The organism is Microcoleus vaginatus FACHB-2002 (assembly GCF_040004035.1).
Lineage (GTDB): Bacteria > Cyanobacteriota > Cyanobacteriia > Cyanobacteriales > Microcoleaceae > Microcoleus > Microcoleus vaginatus_C.
Window position 1 is genome coordinate 120,809 of record NZ_JAMPLN010000016.1, and the last position, 21,784, is coordinate 142,592.

18 protein-coding genes, 1 tRNA gene and 1 pseudogene are annotated in these 21,784 nt (G+C 46.5%); 11 read left to right on the top strand and 9 right to left on the bottom strand.

Annotated elements, in window-relative coordinates; genetic code table 11:
• The first annotated feature begins 7 nt into the window (after positions 1–7).
• The 4 genes from NDI35_RS15750 (at position 8) to NDI35_RS15765 (ending at position 2,425) form a co-directional block, all read left to right on the top strand.
• On the top strand, positions 8–1,252 hold the full coding sequence (locus tag NDI35_RS15750; RefSeq protein WP_445313552.1) for a ferrochelatase: 1,245 nt from the start codon (positions 8–10) through the stop codon (positions 1,250–1,252).
• Positions 1,253–1,453: 201 nt separating this feature from the next.
• Entirely contained in the window at positions 1,454–1,696 is a 243-nt protein-coding gene (locus NDI35_RS15755; RefSeq protein WP_445313553.1) for an AbrB/MazE/SpoVT family DNA-binding domain-containing protein, read from the top strand.
• Positions 1,693–2,037: an endoribonuclease MazF gene (mazF, locus tag NDI35_RS15760; protein WP_445313554.1), complete on the top strand. Its 345-nt coding sequence runs from the start codon at positions 1,693–1,695 to the stop codon at positions 2,035–2,037. Before NDI35_RS15755 ends, mazF begins: the two co-directional genes overlap by 4 nt.
• A gap of 4 nt (positions 2,038–2,041) precedes the next feature.
• Positions 2,042–2,425 carry a DUF433 domain-containing protein gene (locus NDI35_RS15765; RefSeq protein ID WP_445313555.1) on the top strand — a complete coding sequence of 128 codons (384 nt, stop codon included), beginning with the start codon at positions 2,042–2,044 and terminating at the stop codon, positions 2,423–2,425.
• Positions 2,426–2,545: 120 nt separating this feature from the next.
• On the opposite strand, the gene NDI35_RS15770 is transcribed toward NDI35_RS15765, so the two are convergent.
• The 3 genes from NDI35_RS15770 to NDI35_RS15780 form a co-directional block, all read right to left on the bottom strand.
• On the bottom strand, positions 2,546–2,950 hold the full coding sequence (locus NDI35_RS15770) for a type II toxin-antitoxin system VapC family toxin (RefSeq protein ID WP_333141637.1): 405 nt from the start codon (positions 2,948–2,950) through the stop codon (positions 2,546–2,548).
• The gene (locus NDI35_RS15775) at positions 2,950–3,174 is read right to left on the bottom strand and encodes a DUF2281 domain-containing protein (protein ID WP_190735817.1); all 225 of its coding nucleotides are present in this window, start codon (positions 3,172–3,174) and stop codon (positions 2,950–2,952) included. The genes NDI35_RS15770 and NDI35_RS15775 overlap by 1 nt, the downstream gene beginning before the upstream one ends.
• Before the next feature lie 237 nt (positions 3,175–3,411).
• Complete coding sequence (locus NDI35_RS15780; RefSeq protein WP_445313556.1) at positions 3,412–4,563, bottom strand: aminotransferase class V-fold PLP-dependent enzyme; 1,152 nt, start codon at positions 4,561–4,563, stop codon at positions 3,412–3,414.
• A gap of 95 nt (positions 4,564–4,658) precedes the next feature.
• Here NDI35_RS15780 and NDI35_RS15785 point away from each other — a divergent pair, with 95 nt between their 5' ends.
• The 4 genes from NDI35_RS15785 (at position 4,659) to NDI35_RS15800 (ending at position 9,480) form a co-directional block, all read left to right on the top strand.
• On the top strand, positions 4,659–6,518 hold the full coding sequence (locus NDI35_RS15785; RefSeq protein WP_445313557.1) for a TM0106 family RecB-like putative nuclease: 1,860 nt from the start codon (positions 4,659–4,661) through the stop codon (positions 6,516–6,518).
• A 157-nt stretch (positions 6,519–6,675) separates the two neighbouring features.
• A complete protein-coding gene (locus NDI35_RS15790) occupies positions 6,676–7,758 on the top strand; it encodes an esterase-like activity of phytase family protein (protein WP_445313558.1) in 1,083 nt (360 codons plus the stop codon).
• A 56-nt stretch (positions 7,759–7,814) separates the two neighbouring features.
• Positions 7,815–7,888 (top strand) — tRNA-Asp (locus NDI35_RS15795).
• 446 nt (positions 7,889–8,334) lie between these two features.
• Positions 8,335–9,480, top strand: a complete 1,146-nt coding sequence (locus NDI35_RS15800) for a GTPase (RefSeq protein WP_445313559.1) — start codon at positions 8,335–8,337, stop codon at positions 9,478–9,480.
• A gap of 148 nt (positions 9,481–9,628) precedes the next feature.
• Here NDI35_RS15800 and NDI35_RS15805 read toward each other — a convergent pair whose 3' ends face one another.
• Positions 9,629–9,838 (bottom strand): hypothetical protein, encoded by a 210-nt coding sequence (locus NDI35_RS15805; RefSeq protein WP_190735803.1) that lies wholly within the window; start codon positions 9,836–9,838, stop codon positions 9,629–9,631.
• A 97-nt stretch (positions 9,839–9,935) separates the two neighbouring features.
• Positions 9,936–10,433: a thiol-disulfide oxidoreductase DCC family protein gene (locus NDI35_RS15810; protein WP_445313560.1), complete on the bottom strand. Its 498-nt coding sequence runs from the start codon at positions 10,431–10,433 to the stop codon at positions 9,936–9,938.
• A gap of 385 nt (positions 10,434–10,818) precedes the next feature.
• On the opposite strand from NDI35_RS15810, the pseudogene gltX reads away from it, so the two are divergent.
• Positions 10,819–12,261, top strand: a pseudogene (gene gltX, locus NDI35_RS15815) (glutamate--tRNA ligase); the annotation flags it as partial.
• A 402-nt stretch (positions 12,262–12,663) separates the two neighbouring features.
• On the top strand, positions 12,664–13,098 hold the full coding sequence (locus NDI35_RS15820; RefSeq protein ID WP_445313570.1) for a CAAD domain-containing protein: 435 nt from the start codon (positions 12,664–12,666) through the stop codon (positions 13,096–13,098).
• A 156-nt stretch (positions 13,099–13,254) separates the two neighbouring features.
• Here the strand turns inward: NDI35_RS15820 and NDI35_RS15825 are convergent, their stop codons facing one another.
• From NDI35_RS15825 to NDI35_RS15835, 3 genes are all read right to left on the bottom strand, one after another.
• Positions 13,255–16,911, bottom strand: a complete 3,657-nt coding sequence (locus NDI35_RS15825; protein WP_445313561.1) for a CHAT domain-containing protein — start codon at positions 16,909–16,911, stop codon at positions 13,255–13,257.
• Positions 16,912–16,951: 40 nt separating this feature from the next.
• Entirely contained in the window at positions 16,952–18,181 is a 1,230-nt protein-coding gene (locus NDI35_RS15830) for an RNA-guided endonuclease InsQ/TnpB family protein (protein WP_445313562.1), read from the bottom strand.
• 569 nt (positions 18,182–18,750) lie between these two features.
• Positions 18,751–20,022: an aspartate aminotransferase family protein gene (locus NDI35_RS15835; protein WP_445313563.1), complete on the bottom strand. Its 1,272-nt coding sequence runs from the start codon at positions 20,020–20,022 to the stop codon at positions 18,751–18,753.
• Positions 20,023–20,150: 128 nt separating this feature from the next.
• Between NDI35_RS15835 and NDI35_RS15840 the strand changes: the two genes are divergently transcribed.
• On the top strand, positions 20,151–21,431 hold the full coding sequence (locus NDI35_RS15840) for a RuBisCO small subunit-like domain-containing protein (protein WP_445313564.1): 1,281 nt from the start codon (positions 20,151–20,153) through the stop codon (positions 21,429–21,431).
• 93 nt (positions 21,432–21,524) lie between these two features.
• On the opposite strand, the gene NDI35_RS15845 is transcribed toward NDI35_RS15840, so the two are convergent.
• The coding region (locus NDI35_RS15845) for a hypothetical protein (RefSeq protein ID WP_445313565.1) at positions 21,525–21,784 on the bottom strand (260 nt) is incomplete at its 5' end.

Consider the following 21,784-nt stretch of genomic DNA (forward strand, 5'->3'; position numbering starts at 1 on the left):
ATACAAAGTGGTTGCTTCTCCAGAAAAAATCGATTTCAAAACATCTGCAGCACCCGCAAGTAACGATCGGGTTGCTGTATTGCTGATGGGTTACGGCGAAGTCGAAAGCTACGACGATTTTGCCAACTACAACGAACAAGCTTTAAATTTGCTTACGGCAAAGTTTGCGCCAGTACCGCTTTGGATTTATCCGCCGCTGGCGAAGATTTTAGCAATCTTTGACTTGCACGAGTGGAGTCACCAACACGGTCAATTCGTTTCGCCGCACAATGCAATTTTTGAACAGCAGCGCGCCGGGATTGAAAAGAATTTACAGGAGAAATGGGGCGAGAAAGTAAAAGTGTTCAAAGCTTTTAACTTTTGCGCGCCGTTTTTGCCGGAACAAGTAATCCCTCAAATTCAAGCAGAAGGATTTGACAAAATTCTGATTTATCCGCTGTTGGTAGTTGATTCGGTTTTCACCAGCGGCATTGCAGTCGAACAGGTGAATAAAGCTTTAGCACAAACCTTTGATGGTAAGGAACATTGGGTAAAAGGACAGCGCTACATTCCTTCTTTTTACGATGAACCTGCTTACATCCAGCTAATGGCGGATTTGGTTGAAGAGGAAATTAAGAACGATTTAGCTGTAGCGCATTTGCCTTCTCAGATTGGGATTGTGCTGATGAATCACGGTTGTCCGCACAAGGCGAAGGGCTTTACTTCGGGAATTGTGGAAAGTCAAGCTTTGTACGATCGCGTGCGTGAACGTTTGATGTATCGCTATCCTTTGATTTCGGTGGGTTGGCTGAACCACGACACACCGCTGATTGAATGGACACAGCCGGATGCGACGTTGGCTGCGAAGAATTTGATTGATTTGGGTGCAACTGCGATCATCTTTATGCCGATCGGATTTGCGACAGAAAATCACGAAACTTTGTTAGATGTAGACCACATTATTGAGTCTTTGCAGAAACAGCGTAAAGGAGTCACTTACCGCAAATTGCCTTGCGTTAACGACCATCCAGAGTTTCTGAAAATGGCTGCTGAGTGGGCAAATCCGCAGATTGAAGCGTTGTTGAGTGAGACTGCGGTTGCTGTTAATCCGAGTTTAGCTTCGGCGCAGCGCGAGCACGGGCATTCTCATGAAGGGCACGGGCATTCTCATGGGGAGCACGGGCATTCTCACGGGCACGGTCATTCTCATGGTGAGCACGGGCATTCTCATGGCGGGCACGGCCATTCTCACGGGCACGGGCACAGTCATTAATTAATTGAGTTAAAAAGTCGATTGAGTTAAAAAGTCGATCGCCCCTTGCTTTTTTTAGAGAAGGGGCGATTTCCTTTTTTATCAAATTTTATGTGCTTGTCAAACATCCGCTTAGTCGCTACACTGTAGATACTCTGTATATACTTTCTCTTAGAAAGGGTAAATTCCTCAGAGTGATATCACTAACTAGAGGTTCAGGCTATGGTTGCGACGATCGCAAAATGGGGAAACAGTCTTGCTATTCGGATTCCACAGAATTTAGCTAAAGAGATTAACTTGGCTGAGGGTTCCGAAGTGAAGCTTGTCTTGATAGATGGCAAGCTGACGATCGAGCCTATCGTTCGTCGGCGGTATTCGCTTGAGGAGCTGATCGAGGCAATGACGCCAGAGAATGTTCATACTGAGATTGATACTGGAGTTGCTGTGGGGAACGAAGTTTGGTGACAGAATCAAATCCCTACATTCCGAGTCGAGGCGATATCGTTTATTTAGACTTTGACCCAACTAAGGGACACGAGCAAAAAGGACTTAGACCTGCTTTTGTGCTGTCGCCTCGCTCCTACAACGAGAAAAGCTCCTTAGCTCTATTTATGCCGATTACAAAACAACAAAAAGGGTATCCTTTTGAAGTTATCCTACCCACTGGATTAAAAGTTCAGGGAGTAATTCTTGCAGATCAAATTAAGTGTTTAGACTGGAAAGCTCGCGGTATTCGATTGGTTGAGTCGGTATCTCAAGATGTAATTGAAGAGGTACAAGCTAAAATAGAGCCGTTGTTATTGTAAAAGCATGAAGTTCACGGGGCTGCATAAATCAGACGATCGCGCTTTTTCTGAAAGCACCTATGTGCGCGGCGTTAGTGGCGAAATCGTTCCCGTTTTGCGCGGCACTCGGTTGCGGGTGCAAACAGTAGTCATTGCAGCTCATAAATGGGATTTTTCGCCAAACCAAATTGCCGCTGAGTATGATTTAAGTGAAGCTCAAGTGAACGATGTTCTCGCTTTTTATGCAGCCCACTCTCAGGAAATAGATGCCTCTATTGACGCTGAGAAAATTATCGAACCCGTAACTCGTCGGCGGTATTCCCTTGAGGAGTTGGTTGAGGCGATCGCGCCTGAGAATCTTCATAATGAGATTGACAGTGGAGTTGCTGTGGGGAACGAAGTGTGGTGACACAATATTGCTATTTGTATGGTGCGTCGCTGTGAGATTTTCCTGCTAGTTGAAATAGCTACGGGGAGCGACGCACCCGAAGGTATTACTGTAGGGAATGAAGAAAGTTTCCTGTCATACTCACCAAATTGTTTGAATAGTAGTTAACGCTTGAATTTTTGCGTCGCGGGTGACTAACGGAAGACTCAAAGATAAAGCAGTGGCGGCAATAATCCTGTCTGGCATATCAGGAACCGTTGCCCTGTCAATTTGTTGAATAGTTGCCGAGATATTGCGATCTAAAGGTGCTAGCATAATCCCCACATTTGGATCGTCCGCAGCATTTAAAACTCGTGTCAGCACCTCGCCTGCCAAACGCCCTCGCTCAATCAAGTAAGAAATTTCTACAATTGTAATTGCGGAAAAGTAGATAAAATTTCCCTCATTAACCGCTTGTTCTAATGCTGTTAAGGCTGCTGGCGACAATCTTGGTAGTTCAAAAATGTACCAAATTAGGGTATGGGTATCTGCTACGACTGAGGGCATCAAACAATCTCCCTGGGAAAATTTCCCCACATTTCTTGTCGGGCTTGGGCGATGTCTTCTTCCGTAATATCTACTTTTAAGTCAGCACACAACCCTTTGGCACTCTTTAGCGGTCGTTTAGCCATAGTTTTTTGTTGAAGAAATTCAGCAAAATCTAAAAGTTCTTGCTGTCGCTCTAGGGGCAATGCCCGCAACTTATCTAAAACTGCTTGCTCTAAATTCATCGTTTATTGCCCTCCGTAATTACTCTAAAATTATCTTCACGCTTTTACTTACCAAATTCAAAAAATGTGCTTGCAACATACTTACCATATTATAAGGTAAATCCCACAAAAAACTAACGCCTCTTGCATCCTAGTTTGAAATAATATTTTTCGCAGTGGAGTGCAATCGCCCCTAATTTTGTAGGTGCGTCGCTATGAGATTTTCCAGCTATTTGAAATAGCTCAAGGCGACGCACTTTACACTATAGCGATCGCCCCAACCAACTTATCAATCTCCGCCTCCGTTGTAAAATAGTGAACACAAGCCCGCACACAATCAGGATTAAGAATAGTCCTTACCATAATTCCCTGTTTCTCCAACAAATCGACCAGCTTTTTGTGCGGCATCCCATTAGTTAATCGAAACGAAACTAAACCCGCTTCCGGCGCAGATGTCCGCAAACATTCCACATCGGGAAGTTCCGACAAACGCTGCCAGAGATACTTACTCAAACGGCAAATTTCTGCATACCTTTCCTCGATCGTACCCCATTCATGTTGCAGGCCGATCGCACTCCGCAAACCTGCATACAAAGGATAAGCCGAAGTCGCAATTTCATAACGCTGCGATCCAGACTTCCAGCCAAGGACTTTAGCATTAGCATCCGTCACAATTCCCCGCCAACCGATAAACACCGGATGCAAATCTGCCAAAGCTTCAGCACTCACATAAAGCCCCCCCAAACCCTCCGGGCCGCACCACCATTTGTGACCAGTAAAAGCATAAAAGTCAACCCCAGATTCAATCAAATTTAAAGGCAAAACCCCCACTGATTGAGCCGCATCAACTAACACTTTGACTCCGGTTGGATGACATACTTTCACAATCTCAGCCAGAGGCAAAACTTGGCCAGTATTCCACAAAATGTGACTGATAACCAACAAGCGAGTATTTGGCCGCAAACTATCAGCAATCACCGCCACCGGATCGCCTTCATTCAAAGTTGCCGCCAACGGACAAATCGAAACCTCAATCTTGAAACGGCGCTGAAGTTCCATTACACTAGCTACAACGCCGGGGTGTTCGCAGTCAGAAATCAGCAAATGGTCGCCTGCTTTCCAGTCAATGCCCCACAGCGCAATATTGCAGCCGACGGTGACATCTTCAGTCAGGGCGATTGTTTCAGGAGGTACCGTCAACTCAGATGTGATCGCACGTCGCGTCAGCATCGCCTCCTGAACCACCCAAGCCCCCACCTCCGCCGAAAACGGCCCCCCAAGCTGCACCCGTTTGTAAGCCTCATAAATCGCCTCTAAAGCAGGCTCAGGCAGCGGCCCTTGTCCGCCGTAGTTAAAATAAGCTTTATTGGCCAAAGCTGGGAATTGTTGCCGGTGATTGTCCTTTGTCATTTTTTTTGGGGAATTATTGATAGCGTTAATATTGAATAACTAATGCTGTGAATTTTATACCTTTTGCCTGATACTCTATGCCTTGCGAATACTAAATGTTAATAACTGACAAACTACTACTTTCCTATCAGCGATGCCATCTCCGAGCATTTTTAGATACCTGCGGAGACTGGAAACAACTAGATCCCCCCAGCGACTTTCTGCTGAAACTGATGCGCGACAGCGCCGCATACCAGCAGCAAGCTTTGGAACACGAGACTTACCAACAACCATATTATCCTAGAGGGGATTGGGAAGCCGGCGCGGCCGCTACATTGAGTTTAATGCAGCAAGGGGTCGATCGCATTTACCGAGGAGTTCTGATCCAGGGCGAATTCGGCAAAACCAACGGCGCAACCACTTCTCTGGTAGGAATTGACAGTCAATATTTCCCAGAATTTGGCGAAATCCCCGAAACTCCCGTTCATCTTTCATCCTCCAATCTTCCCTCTTCAAACATTACCCTGATCAGCCGCCCCCATTTATTAATCAAACAGCCGGGACAATCAAAATTTGGCAATTGGAGTTATATTACTGCGGATATTTGGCTTAGCAAGCGACCAAAACAAGAGTATCAAATTATCGCAGCTTTTCACGCCCAAGTTTTAGCTTCCGTACAGGAAACAATGCCAGAGACTGCGTGGCTGATGCTGCGAAAAAAAGGGTGGTGGCAGGTGAATCTCGACCAGCGAACTCCTCAGATGTTCGAGATTTTAGACAACTGCATTCAGATGATAGAAAATCGGGATAAACCAGAGGTGTTCATTTCCCGGCAAAAGTGCAATCTTTGCGGTTGGTATACTATCTGTCACGCCGAAGCCGAATCTATTAAACATCTTTCCTTATTGCCGGGAGTTACTGCCAGCCGCTATGCGAGACTAAAAACTCTCGAAATTACTGATGTTGAAGCTCTCGCTAATGCTAGTTCCGAACTGCTGGCTGAGTATCCAGAATTCCCTGACAGAGTTGCTTTTGATGTGGTGCAGCAAGCTAAATCGCACTTGCTAAATCAACCGCTGTTGCGGCAAGAAGGAAGTTCGGCAACGGATTGCGTAACGGATGTAACGGATAGAAGTTCGGCAACGGATTGTGTAACGGATGTAACGGATAGAAGTTCGGCAGCTAACACTGTACGGGATTTAACAAACTTAACGGATGTAGGTGTGAGGAAAGAAGGAATAAGGGAAGAGGCAGAAGTTAATCAATTTATAACCATACCAGAAGTGGCTGAGAAGAGTTTAGCAACAGTTAATCTTGTTCTGGGAAAGACTACAGAAAATAAACCTGCGACATCTTCTATACCTGCGCCAATTCTCCGCAAGAAACCAATTCCCTATTCTCAATCTGTCTTTTTGCCGATCGCCCCAATCGAACTCTACTTTGACATTGAAGCGGAACCCGAGTTAAACTTGGATTACCTCCACGGAGTCTTAGTTGTTGACAGGTACAACAATACGGAAAAATTCCACAGTTTTTTAGCAGAATCAGCAGCAGAGGAAGGTGCAATCTGGGAGCAGTTTTTAGAATTAATGTGGACTTATCCCATTGCTCCGATTTTCCACTTTTGCGACTACGAAGTCAAGACTTTTAAGCGACTGGCTAAACTTTACAATACTCCAGCTTATTTGTGGAAACCCGTGCTGAAACGGTTTGTAGATATTCACAAACAAGTGACACAAAAAGCGATTATGCCCGTGGAGAGTTACGCACTCAAACCCATTGCCCGCTGGCTGGGTTTTGACTGGCGAGATGCTAAGGCTAATGGTGCTCAGTGCGTCTGCTGGTACGACGATTGGCTCAAAACTGGCGATCGATCGCTCTTGGAGGCGATCGTCCGCTACAATGAGGACGACTGTCGTGCTACTTATGTGGTTAAAGATTGGTTGACCAATTTTTTGCTAAATCATGAGCCGTGATTTTTAGATTTAATGAACCGCGAAGGCGCGTTCGGCGAAGCCGTTCCCGAAGGGTAGGGCGCGAAGGAAGAAAGGGAAGAGGAAGATAGGTAATAATGTATTTATTGGTAAAATGCGAAAGCTAGCAAAAGCAACTATATTTATTGTCTGTTTTTTGATGGCAGCAAGTGTTGCTATTTGGGTAAACCAGTCAGCTCAATCTTTCGCTGTTACGAAAATTGATTTTATTGGCAGAGCAATATTTCCTACAGGTTCTCCGTTTCAGGGGACGGAAATTGGCGGGCTTTCGGGGATTACTTATGATGCCGAAAAACAAGTTTATTATGCCATTTCTGATGACCGCAGCAGCAAGGCTCCGGCGCGCTTCTATACTCTCAAAATTAACTTGCAATCTGGTAAACTGGAAAAAGAGCAAATTACTTTTACTGGTGTCACTACTTTATTAGATGAAAACGGCAAAGGTTTTCCTGAATTAAGTTTAGATCCGGAAGGGATAGCTTTTACGGGCAACAGCGTGTTTGTTTCTTCTGAGGGAGATGTCGATCGCCAAATAAATCCTTTTATCAAAGAGTTCTCCCTCGATGGTAAACTCCTGAAAACGCTGGCAATTCCTGAACTATTTTTGCCCGACGACAAGGGCACTAAAGGCATCCGCAACAATCTCGCTTTTGAAAGTTTAACTTTAACGCCCGATCGCAAATATCTATTCACCGCTACCGAAAACGCCTTGGTTCAAGATGGCGCTGTACCTTCCCTGGAAACCGGGAGTCCGTGCCGGATTGTGCGCTACGATGCGGTGAGCGGCAATCCAGAAGCATCGTTTCTCTACATCACCGAACCGCTACCCGCTGGTGCCAATCCTGTGGGAAAATTAACTAGCAACGGTTTAGTGGATTTGTTGGCGATCGACGATAACCGCTTGCTGAGTTTAGAGCGTGCTTTCTCCCTGGAAACCGGCACAACTATCAGAATTTTTGAGATTTCTCTGGAAAAGGGCGATCGTATTGAAGCACTCGAAAGCCTCAAAAGCCGTCTCAGCGAGGTTTCTCCCGCTCAAAAACGCCTGCTGCTGGATTTGGAAACGCTGAAAATTCCCCTAGACAACATTGAGGGGTTGACATTTGGCCCCGCCCTGGCGGATGCTAGCAGAGGTCTGATTTTGGTGAGCGACAACAACTTCAGTCCGCTGCAAGAGACTCAAATTTTGGGCTTCCAAATAAAAGTTCAAAAAACCTCTTGACAAAAGGTGAAGTTATAGGCATAATAGAAATTGTGCCTGAAAAAACGGCAAAACGAGGGACAGTAGTTCAATTGGTTAGAGCACCGCCCTGTCACGGCGGAAGTTGCGGGTTCGAGCCCCGTCTGTCCCGTTCAAAATAGAAAATGTTCAGATTGCTGAAAAAAGCTATCGCAATTTCTTATTGATTATAAATCGATGGGTAGTTGAACATTTCACTACTCAATAAATGGGTAGAAATACGCAAGTCTCTGGATATCATCTCAAATCAGGTGACATCTGGAGACTTTCCGTATGTCATCCGCTTACAGAAACAGCCTTGGACGCATCAAAACTAAAGCAACGGGGTTTTTGGCCGTTGAGGCGGGCTGTAACTAATTATTCTCGCAAAAAAACCCGGTTTCTGGCCGCCCGGGAGTCCACTACTAAGAAAGAGTTGCGGAAACTTGATGTTATATTTTAGTTGTTGGTATATGAATTACCTAAATTTTAGCTACATAACGGGTTGATGAGGGGAAGGCTTACCAATACCCATTTATAGCAATCATTTGCGTAAACGATATTAGAGGAGTAGGGAACATGGGTGACTCAGCCTTCGAAGGGTCAGACGAAAAGAGTTTTTTTGACCGGGTACAAGCCCTCTTTGTTGAACAAGCACCGGACTTATCCCAATCCCTCAACATTGCGATTATCGGCAAGGTAAGTTCAGGCAAAAGTTCACTCATTAATGCTTTGTTGAAACTGAGCCGAAGAAAAGCTGTAGAAATTGCCAAGGTAGGAGCAGTTTCGGGCGTTACTAAAGATTTAACGATTCTAAAGCTTGATGAAAAGGTTTATTTAATTGACTCACCGGGTCTTGACGATGTGCGTGCAGAGAATAGTGAAGTCACCAAGAATTTTTTGAGGCATATTGATGTTGGCATATTTGTAGTAACTGGTTCATCTGATGCTTCACAAAAGAAAAACCTAGATGACTTGAGGCAGCATTGTGAATTATTATTTGTCGTTCTTAACAAAATTGATGAGTGGGATGATCTAGATCCAACGGTTGTAGATGATGTAGTCAATCAGTGGAAAAACGATTTAAACGTAGACAAGATTTATCCAACTTGTACGAAGGGTTACGATCCTAAAAGCCGTAATCCCAAGATGGATATTAGAGGAGTTTTTCCGCTACGCAGTGACATTGAGGAATTTCTTGAAAAAAAGGGAAAAGACCTGCTGCTAGCAAGACACATGGCTGAAAAGCAGTCTTATGCAGTCAAAATAATTGCGGTAGCTTTGATAGCAGTGACAGGTCAAGCATTTATTCCGGGTAGCGCAGCATTTATTACCGCAACACAGGCAGTTGCCATAGGGTCTTTGTATTACTTATACGCTGGCCAAGTTTTGTCTTCTCAAGCTGCGCTCGCTATCCTGCCAACATTTTTAGCTGAAACAGCGGGTTCCAGCCTCTTTTTGTTTGTTAAATCATTTCTTCCACCTACAGGTGTTTTTGATGTGGCGGCGGCTGGGGTCGCAGTTGTTATCACTCTTGCACTATTGGCAACCGTTAATTATATCCTTTCTAGTGGTGCTAAGCTTGAGCAGGAAGAGCTTCTACGTTCAAAATTTAGAAGCTACCATAAACAAGCTAAAGATGTGTTGAAGGATTTAGCATTGACTGAAATACGCGATCTGCCTGGAGCTATAGTGCTTGTTAGTAAATTTTTGGGTGGTCTCTAGTTTCCGCCTAGTCCAGCGCGAAGTGATGGCACCCACTCCACCCCCATCAACGACTCCTAATATTCCTTGCCCTTTCCTAGAATTCTCCTCACAAGTTCCGCAAACTCTTGGCCTATAATTAAATTTAAAGATCGACTCCCAGCAGCGTTCAAAGGTGCGAGGAAATAAAGGGTCGGGCGATCTGATATGTCAAAACCAGGACGATGGGGACGAGAATCGGAATCGCCACTAGCAGTCCCCATTTGCCAAACCTAAGTTTTTGACCGTCGGATTTTAACAGGAAAATCACAGCGGCAATTCCCATAAGTATCCAGAGACCACCGAAGCCCATGAAGACTGTATAGCCTGCATCTTGCATTTTTTTTGACCTTTAATAGTAGTCCATCTTTAATGTTAGTTGCAGTCTGTTTCTGCTGACATCTTCTGATAGGTCGATCGAACTTATTAAATATGACTCATTTTGAGTTGGGTTGGCAGCGGCCCTGACTTTCGCACTCGATCCGCTGAGTTCGATCGCTCATAATTGTTGCTAAATCCGGCCTTCCTGTCAGCATCAGCCGCCAGTCGGCCCAAATTCCGTACAGCCAATTGGCGATCGCCCCGATCACTGGTAACTTAGTAACTGCATAAATCCATCCCATCCCTAAAATCTCGTAGGTGCGACGAAAAACCTCCACATTTTTAATTGCCGTACCGTCGGGTAATATCGCGTGAATCCGACCCATCGCCGTTTCGTAGTCGATTCCGCCGTGGGCCTTCGGGTTGTAGCCATCATCCGCGATATCCACAAACGACACTAAACCTCGCCCCGCGTCGCGTTGTTTCAAGAAATTAACCTCCCGGACGCACAGAGGACATTCACCGTCGTACAGTAACTCAATCTGCCAAGCAGGCGCAGCAGATTCGGGTGAGGGCGCAACAGATTCGGAAAACTCGGTTTTAGCAGCAGACATAGGGAAATATATTTTAATGTCGTCGATCGCACACAAACATTTTACAAGGATAAATATTTATCAGGTGGGCCTTGGGTACTCCTAAAGCAGTTATTTGTGCTGTGAAAAATAGTCCCAAAGGTCAATCCAGTCTTGGCCACCCGCAAGCTAATATCATCAAGATGCCTTCTAGTGCCTTGCCGGAGACTTTCGCCCGATCGCCCGTTAGATTTCGCGAGCCGAAGGAAAGCCCTCGAAGAGGATCGCCTATTATCAAGCAATTCGAGGCAAAGCACCTGCCAAGCACAACTGTTAATTCGGCAACAAAATATAATAAAATTTGAAGTCTTAAACATCAGCCATTCGCCCAACCAGCAAATCGCCCAATCTAAAAGCAAAAATCTACATGAATGTCAGAGTCCGTCTAGCCCCCAGTCCCACCGGAAACCTACACATCGGTACCGCCAGAACCGCCGTATTCAACTGGCTGTTTGCCCGCAACCAAGGCGGCCAATTCATCCTGCGGGTAGAAGACACAGACGTAGAACGTTCTAAAAGCGAATACACCGATAACATCCTCGAAGGCCTCACCTGGCTGGGTATGAACTGGGACGAAGGCCCGAGTTTTCAGTCACAGCGTCTGGAAATATACCGCCGAGCAGTCCAAACCCTTCTAGACAATGGACTCGCCTACCGCTGCTACACCACGTCGGAAGAACTCGACGAAATGCGGGAAGCACAAAAAGCCAACAAACAAGCCCCCCGCTACGACAACCGGCACCGCAACTTGACAAGCAAAGAGCGCGCAGCTTTTGAAGGCGAAGGGCGACAAGCTGTGATTCGGTTTATCATCGACGACGATCGCACGATCGCGTGGAACGACATGGTACGCGACACCGTAACCTGGAAAGGTAGCGACCTCGGCGGCGATATGGTAATTGCCCGTGCATCCAGCGGCGGCGTTATCGGCCAACCCCTCTACAACCTCGCAGTAGTTGTCGATGACATCGACATGGGCATCACCCACGTCATCCGGGGCGAAGATCACATCGGCAATACTCCGAAACAAATATTGCTCTACGAAGCTTTGGGCGCGACAATCCCAGAATTTGGCCACACGCCGCTGATTTTAAACTCCCAAGGACAAAAGCTTTCTAAACGCGACGGCGTAACCTCGATTTCTGACTTCAAAGATATGGGCTACCTGCCCGAAGCTTTAGTTAATTACATGACTTTGCTCGGTTGGACTCCGCCGGATTCAACGCAGGAAATATTTACACTGTCGGAAGCAGCAGAATTATTTACATTCTATCGAGTCAACAAAGCCGGTGCAAAATTTGATTGGGATAAACTCAATTGGCTGAACAGTCAATATCTGCACAAAATGCCAGTGCCGCAATTGACAGATTTGCTGATACCTTATTGGTGGCAGAAAGGCGGTTATGAGTTTGACTTGGAGGCCGATCGCCCCTGGCTCGAACAAATAGCTGCTTTAATCGGCCCGAGTCTCGTTCGCTTAACCGATGCTGTGGATATGTGTAAGGTTTTCTTCTCCACCACGGTGGAATACGAAGAAGAAGCACTCGCACAATTGCAGCAAACAGGGGCTGCACAGGCTTTACAAGCAGTTGTAGAAGCGATGGAAAGTCATTCGTCCCTGACATCAGCAGAAGCTCAGAAAATCACTAAAAAGCTCAGTAAAGAGAAAAATCTTAACAAAGGGCTAATTATGCGATCGCTCAGAGCCGCTCTGACAGGTGCAATGCACGGCCCCGACCTGATAGAATCTTGGGTAATCCTTCACCAGCGAGGAACGGCTAAAACCCGTTTGCTTGATGCCATTAGCAACTTGAATGGGCCTGCTGTTGGTGTCGCGGACGAAACTCCAACCCCAGAACAACCACACGCAGAAACAGTCGCCGAAAGTTCTGCTACAGAACAGTCAGCAGTGGAGGTTTCAAAAGTCGAAACACCGACTCTTGAAACAGTCGAAACCCCGGTTGTTGAACCATCAGCAGCAGAGGTTTCAGAAGTGGAAAAACTTGCGATCGAAACAGTCGAAACGCCGACTGTGGAACAAGCAGTGGAAGTTACAGCAGTCGAAATACCGACTTCAGAAACAGGCGAAGTGTCGGCTCTTGAACCAACCGACGGGGAGGTTGCAGCAGTCGAAATACCGGCTCTTGAAACAGTCGCAGCAGCAGTTGAAATACCTGCCGCCAACCAGCAAAAAACTATTGCGAGTGGAGAAATGACTTCATCAAACGAACCAGAAACAACCGTTATCATCACCGAAATTCCTGCCGGAAATGAAGCAGACAGTTCAAGCGGTACAACACAAGTCATAATTACTGACGAACCGCCAAGTCAGGCCCAGCAGATCAAAGAACAAATTATCTCAATTTTGTCCGAGTTTCCCGCTTACATCGGCAGCTTTTACGAACAGTACAAAAGTCCCCTGACTGTTATCGGTGTAATTGTAGCCTCGATTATCTCTTTGAAAGTGCTTTTGGGGATAATAGATGAACTCAACGACATCCCCCTGCTAGCACCGACATTCGAGCTAATTGGTATCGGATACACCGGGTGGTTTGTCTACCGCTATTTGCTGCGATCGTCCAACCGGCAACAATTAGGTCAAGAAATTCAAGCCTTGAAAGAACAAATTTTCGGCAAAAAATCCTAAACTTTTGCTGGTAATTTGTTGAATTTGTGCCCGCCACTGATAACTTTAAATAAGTTGTTAGTGTCGGGTTTTTAAATGACTAATAACTAATGACTGTTGACTGTTGACTGTTGACTGTTGACTGATGACTAATGACTAATGACTAATGACTAATCACTAAACCCCAGTCGCAGTAAAAGCCGCCCAATAATAAGGATTGGCAAAAGGATAGGGTTTGCGGTTGCGAATTTGCTGCAAAGAAGCCTCCGCAATCAAGCGAGAACTTTGAGAAAGCCGATCGAACATTTGCGAAATTTGAGGTTGAAAATCCGCCAGCAACACCTCCAATTCCTCGCTAGTCAAATCCCGCAGCCACCTTTGAGCGTCCCCCAGCGCGATCGCCACATCTCCCACCTGCAACCGAGAAAACCGTCCCAGATTTTCATAAAACTTGCTCGTCAGCAGCAGCGTAGAAACATCGTTCACCTTCCAAAGACTGCTCACCACACTAGACGTGCCAGCATACAACAAACCCGCCGACAAACCCACAAAATCTCCTCCAGCACCGCTAACTCCGCCAGCGGCAATTTCGCAACCCGATAAAGTAACTAAAAAATATTGCCGAAAATCCAGATTAAAAATTTCCTCCAAACTCAGAGAATCATTCCTCAAAAACACTGCGGATTTCAGAGGCCAAGCCAAATTAAGCAAACTCAAACAAGCAAAGTGAGCGCATTTTTTCTGCTGCAACTGCCCTATTTGCTGGGGCAAATTCCCATTATTAGCAGACATTTCTTGGGAAAAAGCCTCTTTAATTGCCGGCTTATGGCGCATAACTTCTGTACTGGCAAAATACTGGGAAATTTTGCCGATTTCAATGTTGCTGTAGAACGCATCTCTGGTGAAAGTTGGAATTGCCAAAAGCTGCTGCAAACCGGGTCTGTACCGACCAAGAGCCGCTCCGTGTGCACTTTGTCTCAACAGCAATAGCTGACAGCTAGGAGCATAGCGAATTCCTCCAGCAAATCGATCGATCAAATAAGCACCAGGCGCTGCAACGTCGCCAAAAGACGAACTTTGAGAAAAATCCGAAAGACTGTAGGTTTCCACATCAAAACCGCTGCGATCGCTCCACCCAGACCTAAAAATTCCCCCACCGTCATCAAACCCGTCTCTCCCCGCCAGAGGCAAAGCGTGGAGTGGCAAAGCGTGCAAAAATCGGTGCGGCACAAAAATCAGCCGATCGCAATTATCGGGAATCAGCGCCACCACTCGATCGATTTCCAGCATCGTAGCCAAGCGTTTGAGGCGAGCCGGGAGATGATTGATCCAGCGACCTTTTTGTTCAGAATAAGCGGTGAGGTACTCCTGGGCCCAACTTTCGGCAGCCAAAGCATTTTCCGGCGAACACAGGTGAACGGCGGGATATTGTTCACTCTTCACCACCACAAAAGCGATCAGCAACTCCCCCAAACTCGCCCACACCACAGCAGCGCAATTGTCATCAGGCAACAATTGGCGAATTTGCTCAAAAGCGATCGGTTCAACTTTGTGAGCTAGGCTGAAGAAAGGATCGTTTGCCTGCACCTCCCGCGCAATCAACCTATCAAACTGCTTCCACAATTGATTTAAGTGCATGAAGTCCGAGTTCGGCAGCAGAGAACCGCTGTTCAAACCTTGGCTATCGCCCTCAGAAATCAAGGTCGTGTTCGGCTCAGGTTCTCCCTGTTCTTGGTGCCGCTGTTCCCCCGCTATTTCCAGTCGCAGCGACTCCAACTCGCTTCGCACCGCTGCAGGAATTTCGGCTTTCGGAGTCAAGTGGCATTTAACCAGCAGTTGTACCAAATTCCGATTTTTGTGGCGTTCGGCGTATTCCAGAGCCTTAGCGTAATATTCAGGTTGGCTGGCGCCGAGTTCCAAGCAAACTTGCACCAGGCATTTATAGAGTCCAGCCCAGGTGCGGGTTAATTTGACTTTTGCGGTAGTCGTCTGATCGCCAAAATCGACTGTATCAACCCCAACTTCGCAACGCAAAAATTCCACAGTATCGACCGCAGCAGTAAAAACCCCGTAGGCGCGAAGCCAGTCGCCTCGAACTCGGTAAGCTTGACCCAAATAAAATAAAATTTCAGCCCAGCGGTGGGGATAGGTTTCGCGAGTGTAGACTTGACAGGCGCTGTGATAGCAACCGATCGCGCTTTCCATGTGGGACAAGTTTTCCGCCTCGGTCAGTTGCGAATAAGCCCTGCCGAGATAAATTTGTAGCATTGCCCAGCGGTTGGGATAGGCCTGCCTGGTGTAGACTTCGGCCGCATTTTGATAGCAGGCGATCGCGCTTTTGAGGTTGCGGTTTTTTTCCCCTTTGACGTGTTCGCAGAAAGCGCGGCCGAGGTAGGCACATAGCATTGCCCAGCGTTCAGGAGATTTTTGGCGGTTGCAAAACAGCAAAGCATTTTGATAGCAGACGATCGCCATTTCCATATTTTCGGCTTTTTCGCCTTTCACCCGCCGACTGTAGATCCTACCGAGGTAAGTTTGGATCGAAGCCCAGGCTTCGGGAAATTTGATGCGGGTGTAGACTTGTAAAGCATTTTGATAGCAGACGATCGCCATTTCCAAATTTTCCACCGGATCGCCTTTGATGCGATCGACAAACACCCGGCCCAAATTCCTTTGAGTCGTCGCCCACTGCTGCGGAAAAGCTTCCCGAGTCCGCACCTGCAAAGCTCTTTGATAGCACGTAACCGCGTATTCGAGATTTTCAGCTCGGTTGCCCTGCAGCAACTCGCAGTAAGCATTTGCCAAATTATTTTGAGTTGTAGCCCAACGCCGGGGAAACACCTTGCGGTTGTAGACTTGCAAAGCATTGTGGTAGCAAGCGACTGCCAGTTCCAGATTTTGGGATCGGTTGCCCCGCAGTCGCCGACTGTAAGCACGGCCGAGATTGTTTTGAGTGCTCGCCCACTCTTGCCCGAAAGCCTCGCGGCTGCGAACTAGCAGCGCGTTTTGATAGCAGGCGATCGCGTGTTCTAGATTGTCTGCCGGATCTCCTCTGAGACGCTCGCTGTAAGCGTTGCCCAGATTGTTTTGCAGCGTCGCCCACTGTTCCGGGTACTGTTCGGGCGTGCGTACTTGTAGGGCATTTTCAAAGCAAGCGATCGCCTGTTCGATATTTTGAGCCTTATCACCTTTGGGACGATCGCTGTAAGCGTTGCCCAGATTGTTTTGCATCACCGCCCATTCTTGGGGAAAGTCTTTGCGGGTAAACACCTTAGCAACTGTTTCGTAACCGGCGATTTCGATTTCCAAGTTATTAGCCTTGCTGCCGAGGGGAAACCGCCCAATTTTGTTGCTCAGATTGCCGATCATGGCTGCAATCCGCCTTCTCTCGGATTCTTTGGCAGCAGAAAACACCAAATTTGCCCAGCAGCGCAGCAGTTGTGCAAAATTCTGGTCGAGTTTATCTAAATTGTTTCTCAGCAGCGAGTACAGGTGCTGCGAATCAGCGCTGCGCGCGACTGCCTGCAATACTTCTGCTAAAAAAGCCAGATAGGCTGCCCCGGTTGCGGGCAATTTATAATTCCCTTTTGCAGATTCTAAGGGTGCGATCGCCCTTTGGAAAAATTTTGCAGCTTTCAGCAAGCTTTCTCGCGTCAGTGCCACTTCTTCCACATAAAGCGTTTGCACGAACCCAAAGTCGATCGACTTTGGGTTCGTCCTCAAAATCAAATCTATTCCTGAGTCCCCAGGATTTTCCAGCAGCGCTTGGAGCATATTAACATCAGTTTTGCGACGCTGTTCGTCCATCGTGCATTCCGCCAAACTATTAATCATAGGAGCGCTGCTTCCGTGCAACCAAGTGAACTACCCACCGCTAAATCGTAGTACCGAATATAGTAGGGGCTTCTGTACTCATAGGCGAGTGCCTTAGCGGAGACTTTCGTCCCAACTTTGGTCTTACCTTGCCTCCTAAAGCAGAAAGGGCTGAACCTTCCGCCTTTAGTATTTTGATACCTTCTGCTTTCATCTTTATCCCTGCGTTCCCCTCCCGATCGCGATCGGTAGCACAGTGAGGACAAGTCCATTCCCTCATATCTAATGGCATCTCGGCCATTTGATGGAAACAATTAAAACAGAGTTTGGAACTGAAAAACCCTCTATCAATCTCAACTAACTTCCCGCCTTTGCGTTCCAACTTGTAGGCTAAAAAGTTGGTAAAACTTCCCAAATCCTCATCTGATATCGCTTTAGCCAAATTAGACTTGCGAATCATGTCCCCGAAATAAAATTTTTCTACTATGACCGCGAGGCGATCGCTGACCAACTTATAACTAAGTTTATGTAGCAAATCTTGCCACGAATTCCTAAACCGCTCGCATACCTTGGTCACAGCTTTTCTATATTTGTATTCAGAATTACTTTTTTTCGGCTGGTCTGTTAACTTTTGCTGCTTGCGCTTCAATTTCTTCTCGTGCTTGGCCAAATTGTTAGCATTAAAGTCATATTTAGATACTTTTTCATCATCGGGGACAATAGCAAAGTATTTCCATCCTAAATCACTGCCCGCAATCCTACCTTTTTTTGTTTTCTGGTTCTCAGCTTTGATTTCACTCAGTATAGATGCCAGATATTTCCCTGAATATTTTTTATTAATAATTGAATTAGGAATTTTACCCTCACTTAATCTATATCTATTTATTTTGGGGTTAGTTATTTCCATATAGCGGAAAATCCTAGTATCCGCTACCAATTTCACGTTTTGAGGATACTGAAATGACTGTTTTTTATCTAGAAATTGGCACTTATAAAACCCTGCACCTCCCTCCAAAAAAAAATTGTATGCAGTGGTTAACTGGCTCGTAGTCAATTGCAAAAATTTGCTGTAACACTCACCTAAGCATACACTTATATCTGATTTTTTGAGAGCAGGTAAAAGTGTGTTGAACCCAGAGCAGCAAAGTCCTTTACCAGTTTTTTTATAAACTTGAATTGATTTATTTTGACCATAATTAGACCACCAACGCGCACCCCCACAAGTTGAAGCTACTTGTATTTGTTGATTTTGGGTAGGATACAAACGAACTTGGATAGCCTTGTGTAGCAATCAACATCACCTCCTTGGTTCTTCTATTCTCTCACAATATACAGTTGATGATCAAAGCATTACGAAAAAATTTTGTGACGAGGATTACATATTTTCTCTCTTGAAAGCGCTCCCCAAAATTACTTGAGGATGCAATCGTCGTCACCCGCCCTTCCCACTATAACGGTACTCGGTTTAGTGGCAAGGGCCCGAAATAGTTAAACCAGGATTGACAAGTCCCAACAGACACGCTATGGCGAAACTAGCACCTACGATCGCTAATAGTATTATTTTGCGCGTTGCTCGTTAGTAAAATCGCGGTTAAAGGCGCCGTCACCCTGTGGCGGCGGGTTTCACAGGCCTTTCTAAAATTGACAAACCCGCCCCCACAGACTTGCAGCGGGACGGGTTTACTTTTACCCCGATCGGACTTAGGCTAAGAAACCCGGTTTCTGGGAAACTATTGGGTTTAGTAACGAGAAATCTCGAAAGAAACCGGGTTTCTGAGGAAGAGTGTGTCCTGGACTAAGTGACTTATCTATGATCGCGAGTTTCAGCGCTACACCTAACAAAAATCAACTCCGTAGATTTTACTGTACCGCTTGAGAGCGCAGCGCTGATTCCACTGCCAGCAGAGCTCGATCGACTTCAGCGGAGGTGACAATCAGCGGCGGGACAAATCTCAGCACTTTCGGCCCTGCGGGAACCAAGAGCACTCCAGCGGCGATGGCAGATTTGACGATATCAGCGGATGTAAGTTCGATGTCAGCTTGCAATTCCATCCCGACAATCAAACCCCAGCCGCGCACTTCGGCAATTAAATGGGGATATTCGGCCGCCAACTTGTTGAGCCCTGCTTTCAACTGTTCCCCGCGCTGCTGCACGTTTTCTAGAAGGTTTTCCCGTTCTAAAGTTTGGCAAACGCACAAAGCTACAGCGCAAGCAAAAGGATTGCCGCCGAAAGTGCTGGCGTGACTTCCCGGTTCAAATACATCGCAGAAAGATTTGCACAGCATAGCGCCGATCGGGATACCGCCGCCCAATCCTTTGGCAGATGTAAAGATATCCGGTTCAATGCCGAGGTTTTCGTAGCCCCAGTATTTGCCGCTGCGTCCCATCCCGACTTGCACTTCGTCGAGAATGAGCAAAATGCCTTTTTCGTCGCAAATTTCCCGAATTCGCTGGAAGTAGGCGAGATCTCCGGGGCGAACTCCGCCTTCGCCTTGCAGCGCTTCCAGCATAATTGCAGCTACTTGGCGTTCGTCTTTGTCGAGTTGCTCGATCGCACTTTCGATCGCACTAATATCGTTGTAGGGCACATAGTGAAATCCCGCCACCAAGGGACTAAAACCCTTCTGGTATTTAGGCTGTCCCGTTGCCGTAATTGTCGCCAAAGTCCGCCCGTGGAAACTCGCAACGGCGGTAATGATTGTCGGATTCGAGATATTTAATTTTTCGTGGGCGTACTTGCGGGCGAGTTTAATTGCCGCTTCATTAGCTTCCGCGCCGGAGTTGCAAAAGAAGGCTCTGTCCGCGCAAGAATGGTCTACAAGCCACTTCGCCAGCTCGCCCTGTACGGGGATGTAATAAAGGTTAGAAACGTGGTGCAGGGTCTGAATTTGCTGAGTTACCGCTGCAATCATTGCCGGGTGGGCGTGTCCGAGAGTGCAGGTAGCAATACCAGCCACAAAATCGAGATATTCGCGGCCCTCGGTATCCCAAACGCGGCAGCCCAGGCCCCGTTCTAGGGCGATCGCAAAACGCCCGTAAGTCGTCATTACATAGCTGTCGAAGCTCTCAGAACTGAAGGGACTGGCTTCGGCTTGCACGCTTGGTTCTTTTAGTAAGGTTTCTGGACTCACGAATCGCTCCTTAACACATAATATGCAGACCTCGATTGTACGGTAAAAATCCAGGTTAGCGGTGCAGGCTGTTAGTTTTGTCATAAAATCATAACAGTAACAACAATTAATCCCTCACAAATCTACTGATGAGTTATTACATTTCTCCTAACTTTCTCGATAAAGTTGCGGTGCACGTCACTAAGAACTTTTTAAATTTACCCGGGGTAAGAGTTCCCCTAATTTTGGGAATTCACGGCCGCAAAGGAGAAGGCAAAACTTTTCAAACCGAACTGGTTTTTCGGCGAATGGGCTTTGAACCGGTGATGATATCTGGTGGGGAATTAGAAAGCCCGGATGCAGGAGATCCGGCGCGTTTAATTCGCTTGCGCTACCGGGAAGCTGCGGAGCAAATTCGCGTGCGCGGCGAGATGTGCGCCATCTTTATTAACGATTTGGATGCTGGTGCTGGCAGGTTCGATACTACTACTCAATATACTGTCAATACTCAGATGGTCAATGCCACTCTGATGAATATTGCTGACAATCCAACTAACGTGCAGTTACCGGGAAGTTATGACAGTACGCCGCTGCACCGAGTGCCGATTATTGTCACCGGAAATGATTTTTCTACGCTGTACGCGCCACTGATTCGCGACGGGCGGATGGAAAAGTTTTATTGGGAACCCAGCCGGGATGATAAAATTGGGATTGTTGGGGGAATTTTTGAGTCGGACAAATTGTCAAAAACCGATATTGTGGCGTTAGTGGATAATTTTGCCGATCAGGCGATCGACTTTTTTAGTGCTTTGCGATCGCGCATTTATGACGAACAAATCCGCGAATTTATTCACAAAATAGGAATCGAGCGAGTTTCCAAGCGTTTGGTAAATACTTTGGAAGCAGCGCCCGATTTCCATAACCCGAATTTCACTCTCGCTCATTTATTAGAAATGGGCAGTTTGATGGTGGGCCAACAAAAGCGGATTAAGGAAATGCGCTTAGTAGATGAATACAACCAATCGCGGCTTTTTAACGTTCAAGGAACCCCCAATGCCCCTGCTGCTGCTGCGCCCACGCAAAGTGAATTAAACGACCCGTCATCCAAATATTATAAGGCTTACGTGGAGCCAAGTTCTGAAGCGGGTAACGGTCATGCGGCGCGGCTGAGTTCCGAGGTGTTGGAACAAGTAAAGCAGTTATTAGCAAGAGGCTGCAAAATTGGGATGGAATATGCAGATAATCGCCGATTTAAGACTGGTTCTTGGCAAAGTTGCGCGACGATTAACAATGCACAGGAAAAAGAGGTGGTTGCATCTTTAGAAACTTGTTTGGCGGAACACGGCGGCGAATACGTGCGGCTGATTGGTATCGATCCAAAAGTCAAGCGGCGGGTAGCTGAAACAATTATTCAGCGGCCGCAGGGTTAAAGCTAAAGTAGTTAAAGTTATGAAGGACACAACACTGTTGTGTCCCTACAGGCAATATCTTTATCTCCCCGTAGACTACAGGACAGACAGAGATTATGCAAACCAGTGGCGAATTAATTCTACTTGGAAACGGTAGCCCTCACTAACTTCCTCAATCCATTCGCGTTGCAGAAGTAAATTGAGAGCATCAGATTTATTGGGAAAGTGTTGCAAAATAGTTAATCTGCTGACTGTTGCCCCTGGGTGCATCTCACTTTTGCGAATGTGTCTAAAAAGAGTTAAAATGAAAAAGCTAGTAAAATCTTCAAATAAATAAAGATGAGGTAAATAAAATGACACCCTCAGACCAACAA

Coding starts and splice junctions, on each gene's coding strand:
- NDI35_RS15755 (WP_445313553.1), top strand. CDS start 1,454: ATGGTTGCGACGATCGCAAAATGGGGAAACAGTCTTGCTATTCGGATT.
- NDI35_RS15765 (WP_445313555.1), top strand. CDS start 2,042: ATGAAGTTCACGGGGCTGCATAAATCAGACGATCGCGCTTTTTCTGAA.
- NDI35_RS15770 (WP_333141637.1), bottom strand. CDS start 2,950: ATGCCCTCAGTCGTAGCAGATACCCATACCCTAATTTGGTACATTTTT.
- NDI35_RS15775 (WP_190735817.1), bottom strand. CDS start 3,174: ATGAATTTAGAGCAAGCAGTTTTAGATAAGTTGCGGGCATTGCCCCTA.
- NDI35_RS15780 (WP_445313556.1), bottom strand. CDS start 4,563: ATGACAAAGGACAATCACCGGCAACAATTCCCAGCTTTGGCCAATAAA.
- NDI35_RS15785 (WP_445313557.1), top strand. CDS start 4,659: ATGTTAATAACTGACAAACTACTACTTTCCTATCAGCGATGCCATCTC.
- NDI35_RS15790 (WP_445313558.1), top strand. CDS start 6,676: ATGGCAGCAAGTGTTGCTATTTGGGTAAACCAGTCAGCTCAATCTTTC.
- NDI35_RS15800 (WP_445313559.1), top strand. CDS start 8,335: ATGGGTGACTCAGCCTTCGAAGGGTCAGACGAAAAGAGTTTTTTTGAC.
- NDI35_RS15805 (WP_190735803.1), bottom strand. CDS start 9,838: ATGCAAGATGCAGGCTATACAGTCTTCATGGGCTTCGGTGGTCTCTGG.
- NDI35_RS15810 (WP_445313560.1), bottom strand. CDS start 10,433: ATGTCTGCTGCTAAAACCGAGTTTTCCGAATCTGTTGCGCCCTCACCC.
- NDI35_RS15820 (WP_445313570.1), top strand. CDS start 12,664: ATGACTTCATCAAACGAACCAGAAACAACCGTTATCATCACCGAAATT.
- NDI35_RS15825 (WP_445313561.1), bottom strand. CDS start 16,911: ATGATTAATAGTTTGGCGGAATGCACGATGGACGAACAGCGTCGCAAA.
- NDI35_RS15840 (WP_445313564.1), top strand. CDS start 20,151: ATGAGTTATTACATTTCTCCTAACTTTCTCGATAAAGTTGCGGTGCAC.